At 28.8% G+C, this 25194-nt stretch carries 23 protein-coding genes and 1 other annotated feature; of the genes, 7 read left to right on the forward strand and 16 right to left on the reverse strand.

Annotation, left to right across the window (positions count from 1 at the left end; translation table 11 throughout):
- Positions 1 to 10 precede the first annotated feature (10 nt).
- The 4 genes from AXY43_RS06115 to AXY43_RS28395 all read right to left on the reverse strand — a co-directional run bounded on the left by AXY43_RS06115 (position 11) and on the right by AXY43_RS28395 (position 6818).
- Positions 11 to 298 carry a hypothetical protein gene (locus AXY43_RS06115; RefSeq protein WP_105411231.1) on the reverse strand — a complete coding sequence of 96 codons (288 nt, stop codon included), beginning with the start codon at positions 296 to 298 and terminating at the stop codon, positions 11 to 13.
- Positions 299 to 316: 18 nt separating this feature from the next.
- Entirely contained in the window at positions 317 to 5650 is a 5334-nt protein-coding gene (locus AXY43_RS06120) for a condensation domain-containing protein (RefSeq protein WP_105411232.1), read from the reverse strand.
- 21 nt (positions 5651 to 5671) lie between these two features.
- Positions 5672 to 6460 carry a thioesterase II family protein gene (locus AXY43_RS06125; protein ID WP_039771674.1) on the reverse strand — a complete coding sequence of 263 codons (789 nt, stop codon included), beginning with the start codon at positions 6458 to 6460 and terminating at the stop codon, positions 5672 to 5674.
- A gap of 232 nt (positions 6461 to 6692) precedes the next feature.
- On the reverse strand, positions 6693 to 6818 hold the full coding sequence (locus AXY43_RS28395; protein ID WP_274596473.1) for a hypothetical protein: 126 nt from the start codon (positions 6816 to 6818) through the stop codon (positions 6693 to 6695).
- A gap of 115 nt (positions 6819 to 6933) precedes the next feature.
- Here AXY43_RS28395 and AXY43_RS06130 point away from each other — a divergent pair, with 115 nt between their 5' ends.
- The 3 genes from AXY43_RS06130 (at position 6934) to AXY43_RS06140 (ending at position 10119) form a co-directional block, all read left to right on the forward strand.
- Positions 6934 to 7929, forward strand: coding sequence for a helix-turn-helix domain-containing protein (locus AXY43_RS06130; protein ID WP_039771672.1), 996 nt, complete (start codon positions 6934 to 6936; stop codon positions 7927 to 7929).
- A gap of 261 nt (positions 7930 to 8190) precedes the next feature.
- Entirely contained in the window at positions 8191 to 8994 is an 804-nt protein-coding gene (locus tag AXY43_RS06135; protein ID WP_039771670.1) for an alpha/beta fold hydrolase, read from the forward strand.
- Positions 8995 to 9258: 264 nt separating this feature from the next.
- A complete protein-coding gene (locus tag AXY43_RS06140) occupies positions 9259 to 10119 on the forward strand; it encodes a fumarylacetoacetate hydrolase family protein (protein ID WP_039771668.1) in 861 nt (286 codons plus the stop codon).
- 423 nt (positions 10120 to 10542) lie between these two features.
- Here the strand turns inward: AXY43_RS06140 and AXY43_RS06145 are convergent, their stop codons facing one another.
- The 4 genes from AXY43_RS06145 to AXY43_RS27665 all read right to left on the reverse strand — a co-directional run bounded on the left by AXY43_RS06145 (position 10543) and on the right by AXY43_RS27665 (position 13709).
- The gene (locus AXY43_RS06145; protein WP_105411233.1) at positions 10543 to 10944 is read right to left on the reverse strand and encodes a hypothetical protein; all 402 of its coding nucleotides are present in this window, start codon (positions 10942 to 10944) and stop codon (positions 10543 to 10545) included.
- Between the two features lie 151 nt (positions 10945 to 11095).
- Positions 11096 to 12184, reverse strand: a complete 1089-nt coding sequence (locus AXY43_RS06150; RefSeq protein ID WP_087701353.1) for a cell wall-binding protein — start codon at positions 12182 to 12184, stop codon at positions 11096 to 11098.
- A 670-nt stretch (positions 12185 to 12854) separates the two neighbouring features.
- On the reverse strand, positions 12855 to 13343 hold the full coding sequence (locus AXY43_RS06160; protein WP_087701351.1) for a hypothetical protein: 489 nt from the start codon (positions 13341 to 13343) through the stop codon (positions 12855 to 12857).
- A 213-nt stretch (positions 13344 to 13556) separates the two neighbouring features.
- Positions 13557 to 13709 carry a hypothetical protein gene (locus AXY43_RS27665; RefSeq protein WP_179207999.1) on the reverse strand — a complete coding sequence of 51 codons (153 nt, stop codon included), beginning with the start codon at positions 13707 to 13709 and terminating at the stop codon, positions 13557 to 13559.
- On the opposite strand from AXY43_RS27665, the gene AXY43_RS27670 reads away from it, so the two are divergent.
- A complete protein-coding gene (locus AXY43_RS27670) occupies positions 13708 to 13857 on the forward strand; it encodes a hypothetical protein (protein ID WP_206608177.1) in 150 nt (49 codons plus the stop codon). The two genes, AXY43_RS27665 and AXY43_RS27670, sit on opposite strands and share 2 nt — an antisense overlap.
- Before the next feature lie 193 nt (positions 13858 to 14050).
- Here the strand turns inward: AXY43_RS27670 and AXY43_RS06165 are convergent, their stop codons facing one another.
- The 3 genes from AXY43_RS06165 to AXY43_RS06175 form a co-directional block, all read right to left on the reverse strand.
- Positions 14051 to 14824, reverse strand: a complete 774-nt coding sequence (locus tag AXY43_RS06165) for an EFR1 family ferrodoxin (RefSeq protein ID WP_105411234.1) — start codon at positions 14822 to 14824, stop codon at positions 14051 to 14053.
- A gap of 693 nt (positions 14825 to 15517) precedes the next feature.
- The gene (locus tag AXY43_RS06170; protein WP_105411235.1) at positions 15518 to 15832 is read right to left on the reverse strand and encodes a hypothetical protein; all 315 of its coding nucleotides are present in this window, start codon (positions 15830 to 15832) and stop codon (positions 15518 to 15520) included.
- Between the two features lie 158 nt (positions 15833 to 15990).
- Positions 15991 to 16884, reverse strand: coding sequence for a LysR family transcriptional regulator (locus AXY43_RS06175; RefSeq protein WP_012059760.1), 894 nt, complete (start codon positions 16882 to 16884; stop codon positions 15991 to 15993).
- Positions 16885 to 17178: 294 nt separating this feature from the next.
- Here AXY43_RS06175 and AXY43_RS06180 point away from each other — a divergent pair, with 294 nt between their 5' ends.
- On the forward strand, positions 17179 to 17739 hold the full coding sequence (locus AXY43_RS06180) for a nitroreductase family protein (RefSeq protein WP_087701348.1): 561 nt from the start codon (positions 17179 to 17181) through the stop codon (positions 17737 to 17739).
- A gap of 1235 nt (positions 17740 to 18974) precedes the next feature.
- On the opposite strand, the gene lysS is transcribed toward AXY43_RS06180, so the two are convergent.
- From lysS to AXY43_RS06195, 3 genes are all read right to left on the reverse strand, one after another.
- Positions 18975 to 20501: a lysine--tRNA ligase gene (lysS, locus tag AXY43_RS06185; RefSeq protein ID WP_105411236.1), complete on the reverse strand. Its 1527-nt coding sequence runs from the start codon at positions 20499 to 20501 to the stop codon at positions 18975 to 18977.
- Between the two features lie 169 nt (positions 20502 to 20670).
- Positions 20671 to 21071, reverse strand: a binding site (T-box leader).
- Positions 21072 to 21144: 73 nt separating this feature from the next.
- On the reverse strand, positions 21145 to 21684 hold the full coding sequence (locus tag AXY43_RS06190) for a dihydrofolate reductase family protein (RefSeq protein WP_105411237.1): 540 nt from the start codon (positions 21682 to 21684) through the stop codon (positions 21145 to 21147).
- 142 nt (positions 21685 to 21826) lie between these two features.
- Positions 21827 to 22573, reverse strand: coding sequence for an EFR1 family ferrodoxin (locus tag AXY43_RS06195; protein WP_105411238.1), 747 nt, complete (start codon positions 22571 to 22573; stop codon positions 21827 to 21829).
- Positions 22574 to 22692: 119 nt separating this feature from the next.
- Between AXY43_RS06195 and AXY43_RS06200 the strand changes: the two genes are divergently transcribed.
- Positions 22693 to 23232, forward strand: a complete 540-nt coding sequence (locus AXY43_RS06200; RefSeq protein ID WP_105411239.1) for a TetR/AcrR family transcriptional regulator — start codon at positions 22693 to 22695, stop codon at positions 23230 to 23232.
- Positions 23233 to 23251: 19 nt separating this feature from the next.
- Here AXY43_RS06200 and AXY43_RS27675 read toward each other — a convergent pair whose 3' ends face one another.
- Together AXY43_RS27675 and AXY43_RS06205 are read right to left on the reverse strand one after the other, a co-directional pair.
- On the reverse strand, positions 23252 to 23407 hold the full coding sequence (locus AXY43_RS27675) for a hypothetical protein (protein WP_017210387.1): 156 nt from the start codon (positions 23405 to 23407) through the stop codon (positions 23252 to 23254).
- 71 nt (positions 23408 to 23478) lie between these two features.
- Positions 23479 to 24432, reverse strand: a complete 954-nt coding sequence (locus AXY43_RS06205) for a ketopantoate reductase family protein (RefSeq protein ID WP_105411240.1) — start codon at positions 24430 to 24432, stop codon at positions 23479 to 23481.
- 160 nt (positions 24433 to 24592) lie between these two features.
- Here AXY43_RS06205 and AXY43_RS06210 point away from each other — a divergent pair, with 160 nt between their 5' ends.
- Positions 24593 to 25159: a TetR/AcrR family transcriptional regulator gene (locus AXY43_RS06210; protein WP_087701343.1), complete on the forward strand. Its 567-nt coding sequence runs from the start codon at positions 24593 to 24595 to the stop codon at positions 25157 to 25159.
- The last annotated feature ends 35 nt before the right edge of the window (positions 25160 to 25194 follow it).

Genomic DNA, 25194 nt, shown 5'->3' on the forward strand with positions numbered 1-25194 from the left:
ACACAACCAGCTAAAATAATACCCCAAAATAAACAAGAAATTCCTTTTTATTTTCTGAAATGAACACTATATTTTCACCAGCTGCCACATGATTTTGTTGCAAATTAGTGGCTACTTTAATTGCTTGCTTCTGAAGTTCTCCATATGTAATAATTTCTGTAATTCCAGAATGAATAAAAACTAGTTCCCGCATCTTCTCTTCATCTAAAAAATCAAAAAACATTTCAAGCATATTGGAATAGTGGGAATCACTTATGATTCCACCATCCAAGATGCTAAGATTATTAGCATTCTTCATCTTTTAACCTCCTTTAAATTAAATATCAATAATAATATCTTCATCAACATCTCTACTTAAACTTGATTTGGATGAAACAGTCTGAACTTTTTGCATTATATTTAGTGCTAATTCATGAATTGTAGAACAATTATAAATATCCACTACAGAAAAATCACATTGGAACTCCCTACTAATTTCTTCACTAACTCTTATGCTATTTAAAGAATTTCCGCCAATATCGAAGAAATTATCCTTTCCAGAGATACTATTAACTTCTAGAATTTTAGAAAGTAAAGTAATCAGTTTTTCCTCAATAGATGTATCATAAACACGCTCCTCTATATTACACCTGCTTTGAATACACAAAATAATTTCATTAATTGTAGATACACTATATATATCTACCACGCTAAATTCACACTCACACGCCTTACTCAATTCTTCTGCTACGCGAATACTATTTAAAGAATTTCCACCAATATCAAAAAAATTGTCTTTTATGGATAAATCACTAATATCTAAAATTTTAGATAAAACTGACACCACTTTAGATTCAATTTCCTTATCGTTATATCCATGCACAACATCATAAATATCCGTCAAATAAGTCTCTACATGAGCCGGTTGTACTTTATCCATAAGTTTATTACATTCTTTTAACTTTTCAGAATCAGATTCAGATATCTGTGCAAAAATCATAAGAGGATTTTCATCTTTAAAATATCTATGGCTATGCAATAAATTTTTGTCTGGATTAATACCTACTAAAACTTGCTTACAATCTCTCGAAAGTATTGCTTCTAAGCTTATAATACCATTAGATTCTTCAATCATGTGATATCCAGCATTTTCAGCCGCAAAACCTTCATTTGCACTTTCCCCTGCACTCATACCAGTATCCTTCCACTTGCTCCATGCAATTGAATGATATGAAACACTTGGATAAGTCTTACCAATTTCACACAAATAACGACTTGTTGCACTATATGCAGAATACAAAGAACCACCAAATAATGAAGTTATGCTTGAGAAAACAATCACATCTAGATTCTTTTTATTACTTGCGAATTTATAAATCTCATCAATCATGTTACAACGGAACTCGAACACTTTTTGCAAAGAATCTTTTGAATAATTTTTAATTTGAAAGTCTTTCATATTTTTTCTTCTTAACTCGGAAGGCGTTTCTCCTATCATATAGAAAATTCCATCTATTGATTCTCCACATTCCTCTAGTACGTCTTGAACTACACTTGAATTTTCTAAATTAATTTGTTTGAAGCTAAAATTTCCAATACGTTTAAAGTGTTCTACTTGTAATCTACGCTCAGGGGAGTTTTCAATATCTGTTTTTCCTATTGCAATTACATTACAGTTATATTGTTTTAATAAATATTTTGTTAAAATCTTACCAATGCCACCAAGTCCCCCAAAAAGAATATATGTGCCTCCACTTACAATAGGGCTCTTAATTATTGGAACATTTCTCATATCTTCTAAAGTAATCACAGATTGTTTTCTGTTTTTATAATCTTTTTCATAATATACTATTGAAAAATTTTCAACTGATTTTTCAATTGAAGCGAACTCATCTTGTAATAACTCATCAGATGGGTAAACTTCATCTTGTAGCTCTATTAATCGAATTTTTAAATTTGTATACTCATAAGGAACAGCAGCTAAAAATCCTTCTAACAAACTGCTTGTACCAATATTGCTCTTTTGATTCAAAACAATAAGACTATTTTCTTTTCTTCCACTTAATTTTGTTTCTAAAATATTAATAATTTTGCTACACATATTAGAAGCATTTATTGTAGCATCTTCAGAAATTGCATCATCTAAAAGTGAAACTATAATCTGATTGTTTAACGTCTTTACTTTATTAGTTAAGTGACTCTCTACTATTTCCTCTTTGTAGAACCAATTTGGAATTTGGTTTCTTTCAATTATAGATCTCAATTCTCCATTTAAGAACTGTTTAACTAAACGCTTCTTATCAATTTTACCAATTGCACTTCTTGGTATACTGTTTTCATCCACAGGAACCAGGTACTGGCAATTAAATCCAAGACTTTGAATTAAACATTCACTAATTTTACTTTTCATCTCATCTCTTATAGTCAAATCAGCTTCTCCATAGAATACTATAAATTCATCTGTATCCGAATTATCCATTCTTACACTTGAGCATGCTACTGACCCACTAGTAAGTCCATCAATTTTTTCTAGATTTTTCTCAATTTCCTGGCAACTAATATTTACACCATTAATGATTAATATTTCTTTTGCACGTCCTGTAATTACAACTTCTCCCTGTGTGATAATTCCCAAGTCTCCAGTATCAAACCAATTATCTCTAGTAAATGCTTTTTTATTCTCAGTTGGATTGTTATAATATCCTTGATTAATAGTCTCACCTGCCATTTGAAGTAAGCCTTCTGTTCCACATGGTAGAATTTCCAAATCGGGTGAAACAATTCTCGCTTTTACACCTGGATCTGGTGAACCAGTTCCAACGGTATTTTTATATAAAATTTCTCCAAATTTCTGAGAAAATAATACTCCTGAAGTAGTTTCAGTCATTCCCCATGCCGGAACCATTGAACTATACTTCAGTCCTTTATGCGACATAATATTTAGCCATTTGTCACAAGACTCGAAGTTAATAGCCTCCCCACCGTTAAAAATGTACTTTATATTAGAAAGATCAATATCAGAATCAAGAATCTCTTGCTTATATTTCATAAGAAGACTAAACGAAAAATTTGGTGCCCATGTTTGGGTTACTTTATATTCAGACATTAAATACAGCCAACTTGCAGGTTTACGTAAAATTTCACTTGTCTCAACATAAATTGGTTTATTTCTTGTAAACATATCAGACATATGAAACATAATAATTCCGCCAACATGCTCTAATGGCATCCAATTTAGTGCAGTATCTAACTCATTAAGTCCAAAGCGTTGGACTGCTCCAACTGTCCTTAAGATAATATTCCTATGACTAAGTGTAACCCCTTTAGGTAAACCAGTACTACCAGAAGTAAAAAGCATAAGGCTAACATCATTTTCTGAAAGCTGGGGTTTTTCAAAAATATTCTCATTAGATTTTAAAAGTGATGACGTTGTAAAAATACGCTCTGGATGTTCATGGATGCCGCTCTTTAGCATAGACTCTGCTTCATTTTCTCCTGCAATTACATATGTTTGTTCTGTAATTTGCAAAATATTCTTTACCTTAACACTTGCTGCATTATTTGCAGTATAATCTTGATTTTGTGGAACTGCTACAATAGAAACAATTGCTCCCATAAATGTTGCACCCCAATAAAATTTCAGACAATCTTCTAAGTTATTAATTTGAAGAATTATGATATCACCAACTTTAATTCCCAATGCCTGCAAGTTTCCCGCAACTATTTTCGCAGAATTAAATAATTCACCATAAGTAAAATATTTTCTAACATCACCAAATTGAATTGTTAAGATCTCACGTTGCTTTTCCTCTTCTGAAAGAGAATATAGAATATCAGATAGTATTTTAAACTCTGTATGTTGTAAATCACCGCCATCTAATAAAGATAAATCGTTACACTCAAATTTCTTTTTATCTTCTAGTGCTGATTTTTTTAAGACATTTGATACTAATTCACTTGAACTATAAGTTCTGCTAGAAACTTCTGGATTACGTGCGTAAAACTTCATATTTCTCACATTAACTTTTTGACTCAATATTTTCTTTATATCATATGATCTATTTGCAACATCTTCAGCCATTTCGTGCAAAATATCATCCTTAGCAAGTTTATATTGATGAATCGGAATAATTGTATCTAAGATTTCATCGGATAATATTGAAATTATATTATTTTTTATGTCCTGTTCTGCAACATAAAAAACAACAGCACATCCATTTAGTAATTTAATATTTACATCTAAAATATTTGGTTCTTGTTCCAATAATTTATTCTGTAATCCAATAGCTTCATCTAGATATTCCTCTTGAAATTCAACTGTATGTTGCTTTGCTAGATCAAAAATTTTTACATTAGTATTACATAGAAATGAATTCATAAGTGTTTTATATATATTGCTAAGTTTAACTATTCTATCATTAGAGAATAATGAGGTATTGTAACCGAAAGTAATTTTGTAATCATCAACTCTCTCATTTACTGTACAAATTAAATCAAATTCAACTTTATCTGAATCATTAATTATACCAGAGCAAATTTGTACATTTTCACTAATTTGACTAAATTTTGTACTAGATGAACTTGTTAATGTATCATTACGCATAGAAAACATAGTTTGATAAATTGGATTTTTATTAGTGACATGAGAATCTCTAAATAAGTCAACTACTTGATTAAATGGAATTTCTCCATGAATGATACCATTGATTGTATCTTCACAAATTTTTTTAGTTAAATCAACAAAAGTTAAATTATCATTAATAGATTCTTGAATTGGAATTGTATTGGCAAAATATCCAATAATCTTTTGAAATTCAGTTGTATTCCTATTAATATAAGGAATACCAATTGTTATATCATCTTGTTTGCAACAAATCATCAACGTTACAAAATAAATAGACAAGAAAAATGAGGAACTTGTAATTTGATTTTCTCGGCATAAATCTAATACCTTTAAATTTTCACTACAATAGATAGAAATTGAATTACCATCATGAGTATCTTCTGTCTTTGCAAAATAAGAATATGGTAAATTTAAAACTTTTTCAGATTTATTTAAATATTTTTCCCAATATTCCTTATCCTTTGAGTGATCATGCTTATTTTGATAAGATACAAAATCACCAAATTGACAATTAAGTCGTTCAGTTTTTGTGTTTTCATTCTTTTCAAATTGAAGATAGTATTTCTTAAATTCATTAATAAATACTCCGACTGACCAACCATCGAAATAAATATGATGTGTAGTAAAAATCACTTTGTAATTTTCTTCATCATATCTAAGAATGGACATTCTTAATGGAAATTCATTTATTAAATCAAACACCTTTTTCATGTCCTGTTGTGCAATACTTGTAACTTCTATTTCTTTCTCTAGGTAAGTTCCTGACAAATTTATCATTTTTATATCAGGTTCCATATCCTCAAAGACTGAACAACCCAAATTATCATTTTTATAATTAACTTTCATTCTCAATGTATCATGGCAATTAATTATAGTTCTAATTGTTTTATAAATTATTCCTAAATCTACTTCTCCCCTTAATGCGATATAAAATTGTAAATTATAACTTGTATCTGGATTCAAATTATACATATACCACATACGTTCCTGCTCTGCAGACATTGGATTCCATAGTGTTTCTCTCATAATTAGCTCATTTCCTTTCATTAAATTGCTTTATGTTTATTGTCAATCGATACTATCAATATTAAGTCTATAATCATTCACTTTACATGCTTTTAAAATTTCTTCTTCTATTAAGTTACAAACTTGGTCATATTTCGAAGTAATAAATAAATGATCTCCTTCAATATATTTAATTTGAAAATCTTTAGTAAAGAAACTCATTTTTTCAATTAATTGAGTGTTAAAAACCTTATCTGATATGCTTGCAAATGTATGAATTCCGCATGATAACTGTTTTTCATGACAATGATAGTAATTTTCAATCAACTGATAATCATTTCTTATTAGTGGGAAAAAAATCTTTTGATAAATTTCATTGTCTGCTTCAGGAATATCCGTTATATATTTCTTTAAGTAATATCTAAGTTCCTTATCATCTAACGTATGTACGGGTTTAGAACCACGATTTGCTGAAAATACAGACGAAGCAGACATATAAATCCACTTTGGCATTATCTCTCCATGCTCCTCTATAATTCTGGCTAATTCATATGTTATAACCCCCCCCATACTATGTCCAAAAATAAAATACGGTTTGTCAAATAGATCTGATATCTGCTTATAAATTTCAAATGCCAAATTTTTCACATCTGTATACTGCTTTTCAGACAATCGATTTTCACGACCAGGAAGTTGAATTGGGCAAACATCAATATCCTCTTTAAATATTGACTGCCATTTTCTATAAAGAGTTGCTCCTGATCCAGCATATGGTAAGCAAAATAACCTAGCCCTTGCCTTTGCCTTTGGAACATAGTAAGAAGCTAACCATTTATTTTTTAATGTGATCATTATAATTACTCCTTTTTAATAACTTATATCCTAATGTTTCTTTACAAAATACTATTAACGTATATTTTTAACTTCCCAGCATAAATTATCGCTTTTTTATATTTGAATGCCTCATCGAAAAATAATATTAATCATATCTTTTGGTTCTGAGATTTACCTTTCTCTAAGAATACAATTTTCCCACAATCATAAATAATGTTCATCAATTTATAACTTATTTTCAGTACAGCTCTTAGGCATTCATCACAATTTCCAATGGATTCACTTGCCTAACTGAAGCCTTATTTGATGCCACTGCACTTAAAAATAAAAGTGTAATAGCTAAAATTCCAAACATAGTTCTTTTCATAATTTCCATAATAACACTACCTTTCCACATATAATTATTTTTTACATAAACCAGCTTGTATGCACATTATTTTACAACTATAATTATAGTATAGTCAACGGACATTGATGTCCTACTTGGAGGAGTGATTATTATTACAGTTAGAAGTTTCGGTGATTTATTAATAAATTTAAGAACAAAAAATCACCTAACAAAAAAGGATTTAGCAACTTTTATAGGATATACTCCTAAACAGTTACATCGAATAGAAAAAAATGAATGTATTCCATCTATGGATCTAGTTATACAATTGTCTGAATTTTATAAAATAAATTTACTTCAATATTATAAAATACTCATTAATGATATTTGCCTAGATAGTTATATGCAATTTTCTAAATTAAGAAATGCGATTGAAAAAGCTGATTATTCATTAGTTGAAATATTATATCGAGAATATGAGCAACTACCATCATTTTCAACTGGAGAAAATTTAAAGTTAATATATTACGCCAAGGCTCTTTGTTGTTTAATTAATAAAAAATATGAAAAGTCTCTGAAATATTGTATTCAGGGCTTAGATTATAATAATATAGACGAGATTTTTATCAATATATCTTTAGAAAAAATTTATTCTCATACTACATATAATCTAATTTCTTGTATAGGTTACAGTTTTTATTTTTTAGGAGAAACTAAGAAATATGAAACTATCATGTTAACACTATATAACAATATTACTAATCACTTTTTTAGTGACTCATATATTGAATGCCTAAATTCTAAATTTATTTTCAGATTATATTCCACTATATTAAATAATTTATCAGACTTAAATATCAAAAAAAAAGAATACTCTATCGCTCTTGATTTTATTGAAAAAGCAATCAAATACTCAACTGAAAAAGGAAGTGGATTAGGAATATTAGACTCTTTTTACTTCACAAAATTTCAATGTCATTATTATCTAAAACAATTTAAAGAGGCTTCAAGATCATTAGATTATTGCTTAACACTTAGTATGATCTTCAAAAAAAAAATGGACGCACGCCATCGTATTACTTCTTTAAGGATTACATACCCAAATATAGTAGACTATTTAAAATTAGATGAATTATTAAAAAGACATAATTTATCTTAATCCTTAATAGTTGATAGTAATAAAAAAGAATTTTAGATTATTATTAAGTATACTTTTTACATCAATCCAAAGTAATTTATTGAAGACACATATTTATACATTCTAAGTTTCTGCACCTTCATTTAATTTTAACTTAATCAATTCATAATCAGTAATGAATTGTAGTTTTTTATATACAGAAATCAAATTCGAAATTACATATATGAACATATTTGGTGTTAAGCCAATATTATAGTATAAAAAAATGAGAGGAAATCTAGCATGAAATATTATAAATTTGGTAGCACAAAAAATCCAACTGTGTTTTTAATACATGGAACAGGTAGCCATTGGCAACTTAGCTTTGGGAACGTGATTAAAGAATTAACCGATGAATATCACATTATTTGTGTGGCTATGGATGGACATGACGAAAGTGATCCTACAGAAATGATTTCCATTAGTGATGAAACCCACAAACTAGAAGGCTATATTCAAAAGGAATATAACGGTAAAATATATGGTATCTATGGCTCCTCTATTGGAGGATCTATTGTAGGAAAATTGCTTGAAAGAGAAAATATCTGCATAGATTATGCTATAACAGGAAGTACAGATTTTGATCAAATGGCAAAATTTCCAGCAATGATTTTTTGTAAACTTATAATACCAATGGCCTACAAGTTTGCTAAAACAGGTAAAATAAGCAAACCTTTTGCACCGTTTGTGAAATTCAAAAAAATTGATAGATACTTAAATGAATTACACGATAAAATTTATAATAAAATAACATATGAAACTCTTTATACAGAGTTTTATACTGATTTAATCACGCCAATTGCTTTGGATATCATACCCAGAAAAACTCAAATTTATTGTATCTATGGAACTGAAGAAAATGAGAGGAAACTAGTAAAGCGATATCAACAACACTTCCCAAATTCTCAGATTATTGGAATTGTAGGACTCAATCATGAAGAATTATTATTCAAAGAACCAACAGAATGGGCTCATATGATAAAAACTTTATTAAAACATGAAGATTATGAGTATTATGGCGGTACTAAAAAAATACAAAAATCTTAATACTTTTCCTATGGCTGCTCATATCTAACTTTATAATAAGAAAAAGTTATATTTTACTATAGTTTATATAAATATGCCCATCTACTTGGCAATTGAACCATTTTTTAAGATTGAAAACATCCTAATAATCTGTTTTTTTATTCAACTGCAAAACCATTAACTTAAAAATTAATTATTATCGATTTTATATTATTTTAACTTTTATTTCAAATTTTGTATTTTTATATTATAATTATATATAATTTTGAAATGGGGATGAGATAAATGAAATTTATAAATTATAAGATTAATAATGAAATTCTTTTAGGAATAAAAACTAGTCGAGGCATTGTCGATGTAAAAAAACTAGCAAATAATAACACAAATATACCTACTACAATTGAAGAACTTATTAAAAGTGGAGAAAACAAATTAAAGTTATTATCAAATTTATTAGAAATATCAACTCCGACTATAGAAGAAGAAAATATTGAATATGCACCATGCGTACTAAGCCCTGAAAAAATACTCTGTGTAGGCGGAAACTATAAAGAACATGGTAAGGAATGTAAATTAGAACTTCCAATATACCCTCTCATATTTAGCAAATTTAATAATTCTCTCGCCGCCAATAAACAAATAATCCAACTTCCGAAAAATGCTGAAAAATTTGATTATGAGGCTGAATTAGTTATTATTATTGGTAAAGAAGCGTTTAATGTTGCGAAAGATGAGGCTCTTTCTTATGTTTTTGGGTATACTATCGGTAATGATTTAAGCGCACGTGATCTTCAACTTCGTACAAGTCAATGGTTGTTAGGCAAAACTTGTAATAATTTTGCGCCTATTGGACCATATTTAGTAACAGCCGATGAAATTGATGCTAACAATTTAGAAATTCGATGCGAAGTAAATGAAAAGGTATGTCAATTAGGAAATACTAAAAATATGATTTTTGATTGTGCAACAATAGTAAGCTATATCTCTCAATTCATGACATTAAAGCCTGGTGATCTAATTTTTACTGGAACACCGAGCGGTGTAATTGCAGGGCGTCCAAAAGATAAACAAAACTGGCTAAAATCAGGAGATAGAGTTGTTATCTCAATTGAAAATTTGGGTACTCTAATTAATATACTAAATTAGTGATCTAAATATATAATATTATTAATATATCTTCAAAAAATTGATTTTGTACTTACCCAAAGTACTTTTTACTATTACATAAGATAACAATTAAATTATAGAATTGTATTTTGCACTAATTTGAGGAATATTTCATAATAATAAAAAATTAACGGATAGACAAGTACAAACGGCCATTGTTAAAATTAATGTAGATTTTAACAATGCCGTTTATTTATCCAAATAATAATTAAAGTCTAAATTGTAGCTCATTTTTAATAAAGTTAATATAATTTATATTGCATATGGAATAACAGACTTTAGAAAAAGCATTGATGAGCTAATCGTGATTATACAATTGTCGCTAAAATCGAATTCGTTTATTAAATATCTCTTCGAATTCTAAGTCCTGTTAACAAAAAAATCTATATTATTTACTCAAGTTCATTTAAATTTCACTGTATTTTTTCTTCTTTCTAAAAATGTAACATCTACAAAAGCTAACCCAAAAGATAAACCCACTGCATGAGAAGCAGCATTAAGTATGTCTACATTAGGACTTTTAAAGATGTAATCAAAAGTGCAATTAAGTACAAAAAATGTTGCAAACATAATAACAAATTTATTTAATACTTTTCTAAGATAATCCCATTTCAGTTTTCTTGCATTAAATAAAGTGATTATAGGCACATACAATAACATAAATAGAGCAAACACAGCATAGCCAATTACAAATTTTGAGGCCATACTATTATCTATGTTGCTATAAACAATAATAAATGTAATTATTGTACATATAAAAAACACTAAATAAATAACTTTGTTAAAGAGTAAAGCTTTACTCATATAATACACCCCAATACTCTATATTAAGACCATTAATTTACTATAACGAATAAGTTATAGTACATTTCTGTAAAATCCACTTTTAATTTTTGCTTTAAAAATTATTGTATAGTGTTACAAGCTTATTATTTGCCAGAGCATTCTACAATTTCTACTGAAGCTCTGGTTCATCTCCTACTATTTTATAGCTGCGTTCTTCAACAACTGTTCCATCTGATTTCGTCTCTTTAAAAGTGATTACATCATATCCATCAGCGCTTTTACTTTGAGATGTTTCATAAATTAGCCTTACACCATTTTCAATACGCTCTTTTGTTCCTATCCAATAAGGACAGTGATTTAGAAATGAATCATTCTTCCCCCAGTATACAAATAGTTTATTTTCTGCTGTAACATTAATATTAGGACGTTTCTTTTCAACATATTTTGAGCTCACCTCAGCAGTTCTACCAATTTGTTTTAGGTATTCTTTAGCCTCTTTCTCTTTTGATTCTACAAGCTGCGAATAGCTTTCCTGACCTTTTAAAACCTTGTCCCATAACTTCTCTGGAAACATCTGTTTTATAGAATTTTCACATTCTTCTCCATCTTCAGGTTCTTTATATTCGATTAATGAATAGCCACCATTTGAATTTTTAGAAAATGTCATTACCGTAGGAATAGCTCCACTTCCACTGATTTCTGTGAAAATCCCATTTTCAAAGCCAAAATAACCAAAACTTGAAATAGTGTAAACTTTCGCGATATTATCTTTTTCTTCAACATCTAAAACTATGTGCCCTTCTGTAGCCGCTTCTCCCCTTAGATAATTTGTCCCTCTACTTTTTATGGCTTCGCTTACAGCTTGGTCAATATTTTCAGTAGTGTTGTTATTGTTAACATCTGTTGAATTTACAATATCGCTTGACGAATTGTTTTCTTTCATTTGAATCCATGCTCCATCAGCATTCACTTCATAACCGCCAACACTAGTATTTTTAGCCATTACTCCATTATTATATAAATAATACCAATTATTTTTATCTTTTACCCATCCTGTTTTCATATATCCGTTGCTATCAAAATAGTACCAGTTATTATTAATAAACTTCCAGCCACTTGACCATGAGCTTCCTTCTGTATACCACCATCCGTTATTATCTTTTTTCCATTCAGCATCTGCACCCATTGGAAATATTGCTAGAACTCCAACTAATATCAATCCCTTGATAATTAAATTTTCTATACTTTCTCGATTCATTTTGTACACCATCCCATTTATATTTGGTAATTTAAAATTTACAATTGCAGCACTTTTTAAGTAACATTTTGTTATTAGCATGATTATAGTATTGAAACTTACTTAATCATTTTAATTTTTTTAATGGAAACAATGCAGGTATTACGACAATAACAATCATTGAGTAAATCACAATCCCAAAAGCACTTATTAAACGAAAATTACTATCTTCAAAAATAGGTATGGCAGAAGCAAAGAATATCATTTGTACAAAAAAGCTCCACCATGGCAGTTTACTTTTACGAAAACAATATGGACATGTGATACGTTTTGTGAAACGAGAATCACCACCAACCTTTTTCCAAAGAGTAATGGTTTTAAATTTACAATGCGGGCATTTAAACATAACTTTCACCTCAATTAAGTTAATATGTAATCTAATATAAAATGTCTAATTTTAATCTCCAGCCCTAATACTAACTAATTTACTAATACTTTCACTTCCATTTATGCCTGGTGTATATTTCAGGTCTAAATAAAAATATAATAAGAGCTAATATAATTAAAGCACTTACTCTTTGAATATTTTTCTTTTTCATATATTTTCTTCATAACAATTTCTTATACTGCGTAAATTTGTACAAATTCATAATATAAAGAAAATTTAACAAAAAAATTTAACAAAAAAATTTTATGTGTTAAAAAGAAGAAAAATAGCAGCAAAATAAATTATTGGCGCTAAGCTAACTATAATTGCTTTATTATATAATTTTGATTTGAATAAAAGAAAAAATGATATCATTACTGATATTAATATGACTGCTGGAAGCGAGAAAGTGGATAGGAAAAATATCCATGTATATATGCTTTCCGTCGAACCTGGTGAATCAAATGCCATAGGTGAAACCATTGCTCCAAGCAAACTTAATGGAAATATTAAACAAAATGTCATATTAATAATTATTGTTATAATCTTAATAATTATATTCCCATTCTTTTCTTTATCTACTTCATTTAAAATATGACCTAGCTCTTTATCCATTTGTTTATTTCTACTTATAGATTTCCGAAGCTCTTTTACCCCTTTAATCATTGCCATTACTATCGCTACTACCACTGCAATACAAATAAACTTAATAAGTACTGACATAAAATTAATTGCTGTAGAATTAATTTGCATACAAATCCCCCCAGTAATTCAAAAGGTATTCTCGTAACCCAATTCCAACAAATATATTCCTAATTATAACATATATTACAAGTATCATATTGTTCAATTTTCAAAAGACACTATTTTTACTAATTATCTTGCATTCATATACCATTTTCTAATATATCAGTTCCAAAGCCTTTTCTCAAATCTCTTATATCTCTAAGTGGTGGCTTTCCATTTTTAAAGCCTTATAAATAAATCCAGAAGTTTCTCATCTGCTTTTCCTGCAAACGCTCCTAAATAAAGTTTCTTATTATTTATATTAAAAAGGCGTATCCTTGAAGATGAATCAATTGTTTCTATTGGTGATCCAGCAAAAATGGTCAAAGCCATGATTTACAGTGTAGACCAGCAAGATGCTCCAAAAAGAATTACTATCGGTAGTGATGCCTATGATTCAATTCATCAAGCACTATCTGATCGTCTTAAAGAACTTGAATCACAAAAAAGGCTTGCTTTTTCCACTGATTTTACTGTCTAAGTCCAAACTATACTGGTTTGGAATAGAAATATTAGTGTATTTTAAAATTCGCGGTAACTCATTGAGTTACCGCGAATTATTATATATCAAAAATCAATATCAATATATTTCTTATTAGATTTTTATAAGCAAATATCAAATCATATTTTAATCTTAATTTTTCAAAATATATCTCAGTTTTAATTCTTACTTTCTATTTATTGCCATCTATTAATTCTTTCAAACTAATACTAGGATTAGTATAACGTCCCCTGCTTTGTGTCTTATTCTTATAGTTAATAGCCTGCTTTGGGCACCATTGAACGCACGCCATACATTGTTCGCAATTGTGCTTAAAACTCGGCTTTTTGTTTTTCATTACTATGTTGGAAACAGGACAAACTGCCTCACATGTTCTACAGCCTGTGCAAGCATCGGAAACATTAAAACCTTTGTCTTTTCTGGCATATATTAATTTTTGACCAATAGCAGTCGATATATTAAGGGGCTCGTTCACCTTACCCACTGGCTGCTGTGTTTTAGCTACTATCTTTTGTACTAATGCAGGTATATTATCAGTAGCAATTTGATATTTCTCTGGATTTCTCTCGTTCATTTTATACATCGCGACATAATTTTCAACCATAATAATTTTCTCTGCAAAATTAAGTGTCACACCTTTTTTTGCTAAAATTTTGGCAGGGACAGTTAACGCAACACCACTTATATTGCCGCATCCAGTCACAGCAAAAAAATATGCGTTTTTACTTTTTTCAAGCGACATTTCGCTTATAAATTGTGTTACTCTTCGTGGCAAATTCAAGGCATATGTAGGATATACAAAACCGATATAATCATACACTTCATTGCTGTCATGTTCACCTTTACCCATGGATACCAACTTGCAATCCGGTAATGCCTCAGCTATTTTTTTAGCTACCTGTAAGTTGTTTCCTGTTCCTGTAAAATAATAAATAACACTTTTCAATTTCAATTACCTCCTTATTTGTTATAATCAATATGATCCATATGATTATTTTGTATAGTTATTATCAAAAATCACTATTATTAGCTATTCCTTGAAGGAGCTTTCATATTCTCCTCACTTAATTTATCCATTGTCATATCATATTTTTTATTTATCTTAGATATAAACCTTTTAATGGTTGCTTCATTTTAAACAAAAAATCATGTCCAATCACCCAAACTATGTCCAATATAGTTATGGCTAATCGTAATTACTTGCTCAAACTCTGTTAAAGTTCTGATCAAGCATTACAAGTTACATTAATATATTTCTGTAACTTATGATGTCAATATACCACACTCCACCATAAATTACAATGTACTAAATATGTAACTTGTTATAAATTTTATACTAGGAATGTTTTTCTTCTTTAAGTTTAACCATTCTTTTATAAAGTATAGTCAAAGTATTAGACTGCAAATAAATAAAGTCCTCAACAATTCTTCTCAGAAAGTCAAGGACTAAAAATTTTAACTCATCATATTTGGGTTTTAGATTCATTTATCTTGTACTATAATCTCTTTGATACTATTTATCCCGTATTTTATACTTTTTCTATTGGACTCAACATCGTAAAAGCACCTGCATTTACTGTCCAATCACTATCATTAATATCTCCAATACTTCCTTCGTTGCACTCTTTTTCAAAACTGATTAACTATAGCTATGAAACTCAAATCCATCTTCTGGTTCCCCTATTTCAAAACCTAATGTTGCTGAACCATTCATCTTAAATAGTTCAAGCCATTTATCCCATTCTTCTTGTTGCATTTCAGCATAGAATTGCAGCCCACTAGGTTCAACTGAAGCAGTAATTATTCTTTTGCCATTATCTTGTGCATACCAATGAGGAATTCCATCAATAAAACCGCTCCATCCTGGCATTTCAGAATATAATTCAGCTAATTTATCCCATATAGAATCTGGTGATGAGTAATGAATATTCAAATTATGATTGTGTATTTCCATAAGAAATTCTCCCCTCCCCCTTAACATTGCAATCTAATCATTACTAGCCTAATTTGGAGCCACTACAGCACATCCAATTATATTAATAATTAGAAATTGTATTTTATTTATGACATGGTTACCGTAAGTCTAATAACTATACTTTAATGCAAATCTTATTAAATATTGATTTTTGAGGAGGCCTCAATAACAAAATCTTTAAATATTTTAGCTGAAGGAGTCATATATCCATTCTTCAACCATCCCATATGCACAGTTCTATAGCAATTGGGTTCTTTTATTTTTAATACTGATACTTCTTCTGTTATTAAATTTGGGGTGTTAGGAACTATAGAAATACCAAGACCTGCACTAACAAAACCTGTTACCACCATACTGCTTTCATTATATTCTATAGATGTTTTTGGAACAAAACCAATGCTTTCGAAAATAGAACACATTTTTCCTTTGATTCCTTCTGAAAAAAACACAAACGATTCTTCTTTTAAGCCTTTTAGAAATACTTCTGTTTTATCAGCAAGATGATGATTTTTAGGGACTATGAGAACAAGCTCCTCATTTTTTATAGGAACTGACTCTATTTCTTCATACCTTTTAATATCTTCAAATTCATCATAAAAACCAAAATCAAACTTACCATCCTTAAGGCCTTTTAAAATATTAAAAGTTGATTGAATCCCAAATTCAAATTTTGTATTTGGACTTTCCTTCAAAAATTCACTTATAATCGAAGGAATAAAATGTGTTCCAATAGTGTAAAGTGAAGATATGGAAACTGTGCCTGCCATAGGATTAATTATATCCTGTAATTCCTGAATTCCTTTACTAATCTCATTTATTGCAGCGTTAGCATGTATTAAAAACATACTGCCAAAACGAGTTAATTTTATATTGCGTCCATTTTTTTCAAATAATGGCACATTTAGCTCTTCTTCTAATTTTGAAATAGCTTTACTCAAGGCTGGCTGTGTTACGGAAAGCAAATTAGCTGCTGATGTAAAATTCTGTGTTTCCGCTACAGTTTTAAAATATTCTAATTGCTGCCAGTTCATAAATGCACTCCTTAATTTATAATATTTTAAGTTATAAAGCATTAATAATAATCTATAACTTTTAGTTATTGATTCAATGAAAAATATTAATTAGACATATGATACACATATTGATATCATTATATTACTTTATAAATTACATTTAACTTTTTATAGATTAATTATAAATTTAATTTATGTATTAGTCAAAGGTGATGATGTTTTTTTATTAAGCAAAAATCTTATATATTCATTACCATTTAGTAAATATAAAGATTAAATTAAAATGTCTTTTAAATTGAAAGGAGAAAAACTATGAATGAAATAATTCAAAATATCTTAACAAGAAGAAGTATAAGAACTTATAAAGAAGATCAAATTTCTGATGCGGACTTAAATACTGTTTTAGAGGCTGCCCAATTTGCTCCAACAGCTATGGGCAAACAAGGCTGGCATTTCACAGCAGTTCAAAATAAAGAAAAGATTGAAAAGCTAATTTCTGCAATAAAAGAAGCTATGTTAAAATCTTCTATAGAACAATATAGAAAGATGGGAGAAAATCCTAATTTTAATCCATTTTATAATGCGCCTACTATAGTAATCACATCACATGATAAAAAAATGCCTTCAGGAGAATCTGACTGTGCAGCAGCACTTGAAAATATGTTATTAGCTGCTCATTCACTTAATATTGGATCTTGCTGGATTCATATATTAGCTATTACTGGAGAAGATCCTAAAGTTAAAAGCGTACTTACAGAACTAGGTGTTCCTGAAGATTATGCGGTGTTTGGTACTGCTGTTTTGGGCTATAACAGTAAAGAAGAAACTAAAGCAGCACCTAGAAAAGAAGGAACTTTTAATATAGTAAAATAAAACTCTAATCTGGTTTCTTTGATAGTATCCTGCTATGGTAAGGTGTAAGGTAAACTCCCAGCTAAATGTAGAAACCAGAATCAATAGATACTCTTCCGCCAGAAATGGCGGTTTCTTTTTTATACTCCCAATTCATGCAAAGTCATTTTTGAAAATAAAAATAGATGAGCCCACTAACTACGGACAGTTTCCCCAAATAACTACGAATATCTTAATTCTTGATACAATAATTTACTTTTTTCATAATATCAATGCTAATTAAATTCACAAACTTTTTCCACTATCATAAGCCCTATGCCAATAAAATGTAATGCAAAGACAGTGCGCCACCTACGTTTATTGAAAAAATAACCATTGCTATCAATCCAACTTTATAATAAAAATTACAGAGCCATCTGCTTTTTACAAAAGTCTTTTCTCTTTTTAATTCAATTTTTATTTCACCCCTAATCATTTAACAAATGCATTCCATAATTTTATTACTATATTAAAATTTTTCTCTACTAATATTTAAGACGTATTTTCCTATCTTAAACCACATAAAAATCGAACTTTTTAACCAACCAACCTTCAAACCCGCATTATTCAAGCATATTCTTCAGAATATCAGAATATATATTCTAGTATTCTGAAGAATATATATGGTGGAGAATATATATTCTTTACCATATAAGAATATTGACTAAATGTTTTGAGCTTGTTTTAAATATCTCTCTAAATTTTACAAAGCCTTATGAAAATTCTTGCTCCCTATTGCTTAGTACATTCATAAAAATAAAAAAAAGGAATACCCAAAGCTCTTATTGCTCTAAGTATTCCAGTTAATTATTTAAGTCCATTATTATAATATATACTTGTTTTTATTCTTGTTTCTCTATAAAACAAACTAATTATAAGCCAAATCCACACTATGAAATATATTCCAACTAGAAATAAGGATTATGCTTTTGTAACCACAAGGGTCATAATATGAAATGTTTCATTAGGAATTTGATGGTTATTATTCTTAGATTACAAGTTGTTCCAAATATGCTAGTTCAAAAAGTGAGAATCGAAATTTTACATTTCGTTCTTCGAACTTTCTCTGTGAGCGCTCGCCTTTGAGGCTAGCATCTTGCGTGCAACTTGTAATCTTAGAATCATCCATCATAATTCCTTAGAAACTGGAACAACAGCATAATTCTTATTTCGGCGAGCTATGCTCATAAGTTTGGATATCTGTAGTATTTTTATTTTTATCTTTTAACTAAAGGAAAGGCAATAACATCTTTTATTGTATTTGATCCAGTTAGAAACATTATCATTCTATCAATACCGATACCTAGACCTCCAGTTGGTGGCATTGCTGTATCAATAGCTATAGCAAATTCTTCATCCATTGGACTTGCTGTTTCTAGTCCTCCTCTTAATTTTTCAGCTTGGTCATGTAATAATATACGCTGCCTTAATGGATCATTTAATTCTGAATAAGCATTTCCAAGCTCTACTCCATAGGCATATGGTTCAAATCTTTCAATTAGATCTGGATTTTCCCTATGAACTTTACAAAGTGGTGATGATTCTTTTGGAAAGTCTATAACAAAAGTAGGTTGTATTAATTTCTTCTCGCTATATGCTTCAAAAAGATTTGTTATTAATTCTCCTTTAGAAACTTCATTTATATTTAAACCTTCATTTTGCTCTTCAATCAAAAGAGAATTCTCTTTTATTTTACTTATAATTTCTTCTTTAGTTAAATTCTCTACATCAATACCTGTATCTTGTTTTACAAGATTACACATAGTTTCTCTCTTCCATGGAGCTTTAAAATCAATTTCTTCTTCACCATATTTTATTTTAGTAGAGCCATTAACAGACATAAACACATATTCATATATTCCTTCCATAATTCTCATCATATCTTCATAGTCTGCATAAGACATATAACATTCCATTAGAGTAAATTCTGGATAATGTGTTCTATCAATTCCTTCATTTCTAAAAGATCTTGCAAATGTATAAACCCTTTCTATTCCTCCAACAATAAGTCTTTTCAAATATAATTCTGGAGAGACATTCATATATACTTCACAATCTAAATCATTAACAAAAGTTTTAAATGGTTTTGCTTCTCCTCCACCATATTTAGTATCAAGTACAGGAGTATCGCATTCAATAAAATTCATATCATTCAAATATTCTCTAATTGCAGTAATTGCTTTAGAACGTTTTATGAGTCTTTCCTTAACGTCTGAATTCATTATCATATCTAAAGATCTATGTCTTTGTCTTAAATCTGAATCTTGAATTCCATGATATTTTTCAGGAAGGGTTCTTATTGATTTAGATAACAATTCAAATTTGTTTGCTCTAATAGTTATTTCTCCCGTCTGAGTCTTAAATACACTTCCCTCTACCCCAATAATATCGCCGACATCTATTAATTTTAAAACATTATAATTTTCATTTCCAATTAACTTTTTACTAAAAAATATTTGTATATTTCCTCTTTCATCTACTATGTTAGCAAAAGTTGCATTTCCCATTCTTCTAAGAAACATTATTCTTCCTGCTAAAGAAAATACTTTACTTTCATCAATAGTATCAAAATTATCACATATCTCTTTTGTATAAGTTTTTTTGTTAAAATCGTAATTATAAGGATATGGATTTATTCCTAACTCACTAAGTTTATTTAACTTTTTTATTCTCTCCACTATAAATTCATTTGCATTTGTCATTATATTTTCTAATTCATTTAAATTTTCATATTGCTCATACATTTTTGTTACCACCTTTACTTATTTATTGATTAATTTAGGCATATAAAAGAAAATATCACTTTCAATTTTGCCTTAAGTTTTTTATCAGGCAAGAAAGCGGATTTACTTGTTATTCTTCTGATATTGCCTTAATACAAATAAAAAAACCTTCACCTCCAAGATTTCTAATCTTGAGGACGAAAGTTATAAATTCGTGGTACCACCTCAGTTTATGTATGCGTTGCCGTATACACCTCTTCAAGTACATCAAAAATGAGATACTCTATACCTATAACGGGGTATTCCGTCACATCCTACCTCTATTAAGTAAAACTTGATTCATGCTGGGTTTTTATCCCCATCTGAATTCTAGTTTAATTTATACCCTCAATGGGTACCCTGTCCAAGAGCACGTAGCCGTTATCTTCCACCTATATGTGAGAGAGTATTACGGATTACTAGCTATCGGATAAAATAGACTCAGTGTGCAGCTCCAAGACCTTCTTCAATAAAAATCCATTGCTCAATCCCACCATCTAGAGCTCTCTGAAAACGAATTATTTTATCTACTCTTCTTTTCATTGCTTTTAATACATTCTACAATAAAAACCTGTTTTTGTAAATATAACATCTAAAAACTCTCTTCATAGTTTTTTATCTTCAATTAACAATCTTCTGTTTTTCTTTTTGTATATTTTAATATAGTAATACCGTTCTCCACAAAAAACCCATCTAGATGAAGCTTTATTGTTGGATTATTTTCTAAAAATAAAGGTCTTCCTTTTCCTAATACAATTGGAATTATTCCTACTATAAATCCATCAATAATATCGGCTTTAATAAAATTATCTACAAGACCTCCACCACCAAATAAGTAGATATCTTTGCCGTCCTTTTCTTTTTCTTCTTGTATTATTTTAACAATATCTCCGCTAATAAAATGAAGATTATCTTGATTTTGAAGTTTTTGAGATGTTGCTACATATACTTTTTTATTTCTATAATCATTATGCATATCTTGGTCATAGCAATTTTTACCCATAACTACTATATCTATACCTTCTAGGAATTTATCAAAATCAAATTTATTTTCAGTATTTAATGTATTATCTCCATGTCCAACTATCCAATCATATCCACCATCTTCTGAGGCTATATATCCATCAAGACTTATTGCCAGATTTAAAATTATCTTTCTTTTCACATTAAAGCCTCCCTAATTGTCTAAGACATTTTGATTTTCACCTGTTTTATTGTTATTATTGTTTGATATATAATTAATTATAAGTCATAATAATTTTCATGACATATAATATATTAAAAATAAAATAATGAAAGAAGACAGATTAATTGTTTGCATTTATTATTTCCTTCAATGTAACATTTTGATTAATAAATCTAGTCTTACTTTTTTCCTTTTTAACTCTTATTGCATTATGTGGACAATTATTAGTACATGCTAAACATCTCTGACAATTATTCATAAATAAGGGTTTCTTATCTACTTTTATATTATTTACAGGGCACACTTTTTCACAAGTTTTGCAGCCAGTACAAGTATTTTCTACAGTAAAATTCTTTTCAAATTGATCATCATAAAATAATTTTTCACTTAGTATTCTAAGACCACTAGAAATAAAAGAATGTTTTTTAATATATTTCTTTTCTTCATTAATATCTTTAATTATTTTTTCTAAGTTCTCTCCTATCTTTTTCTTAGGTTCTTTTTCTAGCTCCTTATTTATATCAAATCCTGGAAGGTAGTTATCAATCATAACTATCTCGTTAATATAAGAAAATTCAATTCTATTTCTATTACCAATTTCTAAAAGGTGTCTTGTTGCTGCACCAGCATACATTCCATAAGTTGCTATTCCAAAAATATATTTACTCTTAAATTTTGCTTTATTTAAAAATTCTTCAACTATTTTAGGAACTCCGCTATTATAAATTGGAAATATAATCCCAATTTTTTTATCTTCAAAATCATATTTACCTTCTTTTATTAATTTAGGAATTGAATAATAATCGCTTCCAAGACTTTTTGCTATATATAGACTATTTCCTGTTGCTGTGAAATATAAAATTTTCATAATATCCTCCTCAAATTTCACCGTTACAATTGTAACGCTTATTTGAGTATAGTATAATTGGGGCAAAAGAATATTTCAATAGAAGATAGAGCAAACGTTACAAAAGAAAGGATATTGTTATGGTAAATAAAGCCGCTAATATACAAAATATAATAACAAAAGAAAGTATTTTCACTGCACTTATGATTTTAATGAAAAAAAAGAATTTTAAAGAAATCTCTATTACAGAAATAGCAAAAAAAGCTGGAGTTTCTCGAATGGCTTTTTATAGAAATTATAATATAAAGGAAGATATTATTACCACATACATTGATGAACTCTTAAAAGAATATTCTAAGGAAGTAATGCAGAAAGAAAAACTAGACAATTATGAGAATTTACGCTTATACTTTTCCTATTTTAGAAAACATGAGAAGTTAATTTCTAATTTAATTAATTCCAATTTAATTAACATACTTCTTGAAAAATGTATTGAATCTTTTTATGAACTATCCCAAAGGATTCTCTGCAAAGATTCACTTCTTCCAGATCAGCATAAATTTTGGATTGATTATATGGCCGGTGGATTATATAATGTATTAATCGAATGGGCTAAAGGTGGGATGGGGCAAAGTGATGACTATATGGCAAAGACAATTTCTGAATTTATAAATAAGTAATATAGATGAATCATACCAATTAGAGGCTCTTTTCTTTAATAGTTCCAGTGTTTTCTATTAATACGTATTTATATTCAAGTATATAATACGGAAAATCGGCCGTATCTAATTCTTGATTAGGATTACCAGATTTATAGTATTCAGGTATTTTAGTTTCGTCATATCCTTCAAACATTTTATACCTCAATTTAAAATTTACATGAACCAAAAAACTGTCTAGTTATTTTTGTTTAAAAAGCACTAAAATTATTTATAAATAGGTGACTCTAAAGATTCAAGCCTAGGAAGTGATATCCCAAGTCTACGTGCTTCAGCAAGAGTATCGCGCACAAATATTACATTACTTTCAGCTTTTAGATTTTCACTCCCACTAGCACTTCTCATTATTTCTCTTGGCAGATTACCTTCAGCTAATGCTAATTTCATTACAAAAGCCACAATACCTGCAGGTAAATTCACTGCGATATTTATTATTGTACTAACCTTAGAGCCCTTAGCTGCCATCAATGGTGTAAGTTCCCTTAATATTAAAGCAAAATCTTTAAGGGCATTTGCAGAATCAAATAGATTATTAAGCGAACCTACTTTTGAGGCTGCTGCCATCATGCTTGCGTTAGTAATTACATGAAACCATAGCCAATTACGCATATCTTTCTGTTCAGAAATACCAAAACCTGCATTTTTAAATAGTCGAGTTACCATATCATATCTAGCTTTATTAGTAGTATTGTCAATGAAGCCCATAAATATGTTTTTCATGAACCCACCATCTAACGTGTTTTTATTTATAAAAGATCCGCCAGCTCCTGGGAATCCCCAAACAACTTGTTCTTTAGGAATTGATCCAATTGAGTTTAAAGGCTCATTAATAATATTATTAAATATTAGAACAGTTGAATTTTTAACAAGTGGTTCTAACCAATTTATTATAGTACTTAATTGATTATGATTTACGCTTATCATAATCAAATCAAAATCATGGTTAGATGACAATTCTTCTATCATTTTAATTTTCCAAGCGGTATTTACTAAATCACCTTTTTTGTTCTTTCTGCCATCTAATATTTTTAAATTCACTATATCACCATACTGATTGATTCTTCCTTGGCGCACATAAAATGTCACATCATTACCTGCTTTTTCTAAAGCCCATCCATATTGTGTTGAAATTACGCCTCTACCTATCATTAAAATTTTCATTATATTTCCTCCTATTAAACATGTGTTGTTTAAAATATAAGTGTATGTTAATATAATATTTGATTACTCATAAAGCTACAACCAATAGATTTTTAGCTATGTTGTATAAACAACATTTTATTAAATCTGTTGTTTTGTCAAAGGAGATTAATGATAAATTATGAATGAAAAAGATCCAAGGGCAGTAAGAACTAAAAGTTTGATTAAAGAGTCGTTTGTCCAATTACTTGAAGAAAAAGATTTTAAATATATAACAATTAAAGATATTACAACAAAGGCAACTATAAATAGAGCAACTTTTTATGCTCATTATTTAGATAAGTATATTTTGCTAGAAGAACTTGTTATAGATTGTTTTGAAGAAATGTTACCAATAGAAATTTTAAGCGCTACGTGTTTAAATGAAGAAATTATAAAGGAACTTATCTTCTTCCTTTATGAATACAATATTTCATTTTATCAAAAGCGTAAAATTGATTCTACATCTATAGCTTCTACTGTAGATAATTTATTAAAATATAAAATAGACAATCTTATTGAAAGAATATTAAATAGTATGGTAGCTAGAAATGAGTTAGATTCTAAAGACACAAATATATTAGTCAAACTAATTTCCTCATCAGTATATAGTTGTGCTCAATATTGCTATTTTAGTAAGAATGATAAAGAATATAATATTGAAAAAACGATTAGCTTTATTATGAATGGGATGAAAGCTGTTAAATAAAAGAATTCTATGAAAAAGTTCTTAATGTTCAAATT

The sequence above is a fragment of the Clostridium sp. MF28 genome, from assembly GCF_002969175.1.
Taxonomy (GTDB): Bacteria; Bacillota; Clostridia; order Clostridiales; family Clostridiaceae; genus Clostridium; species Clostridium beijerinckii.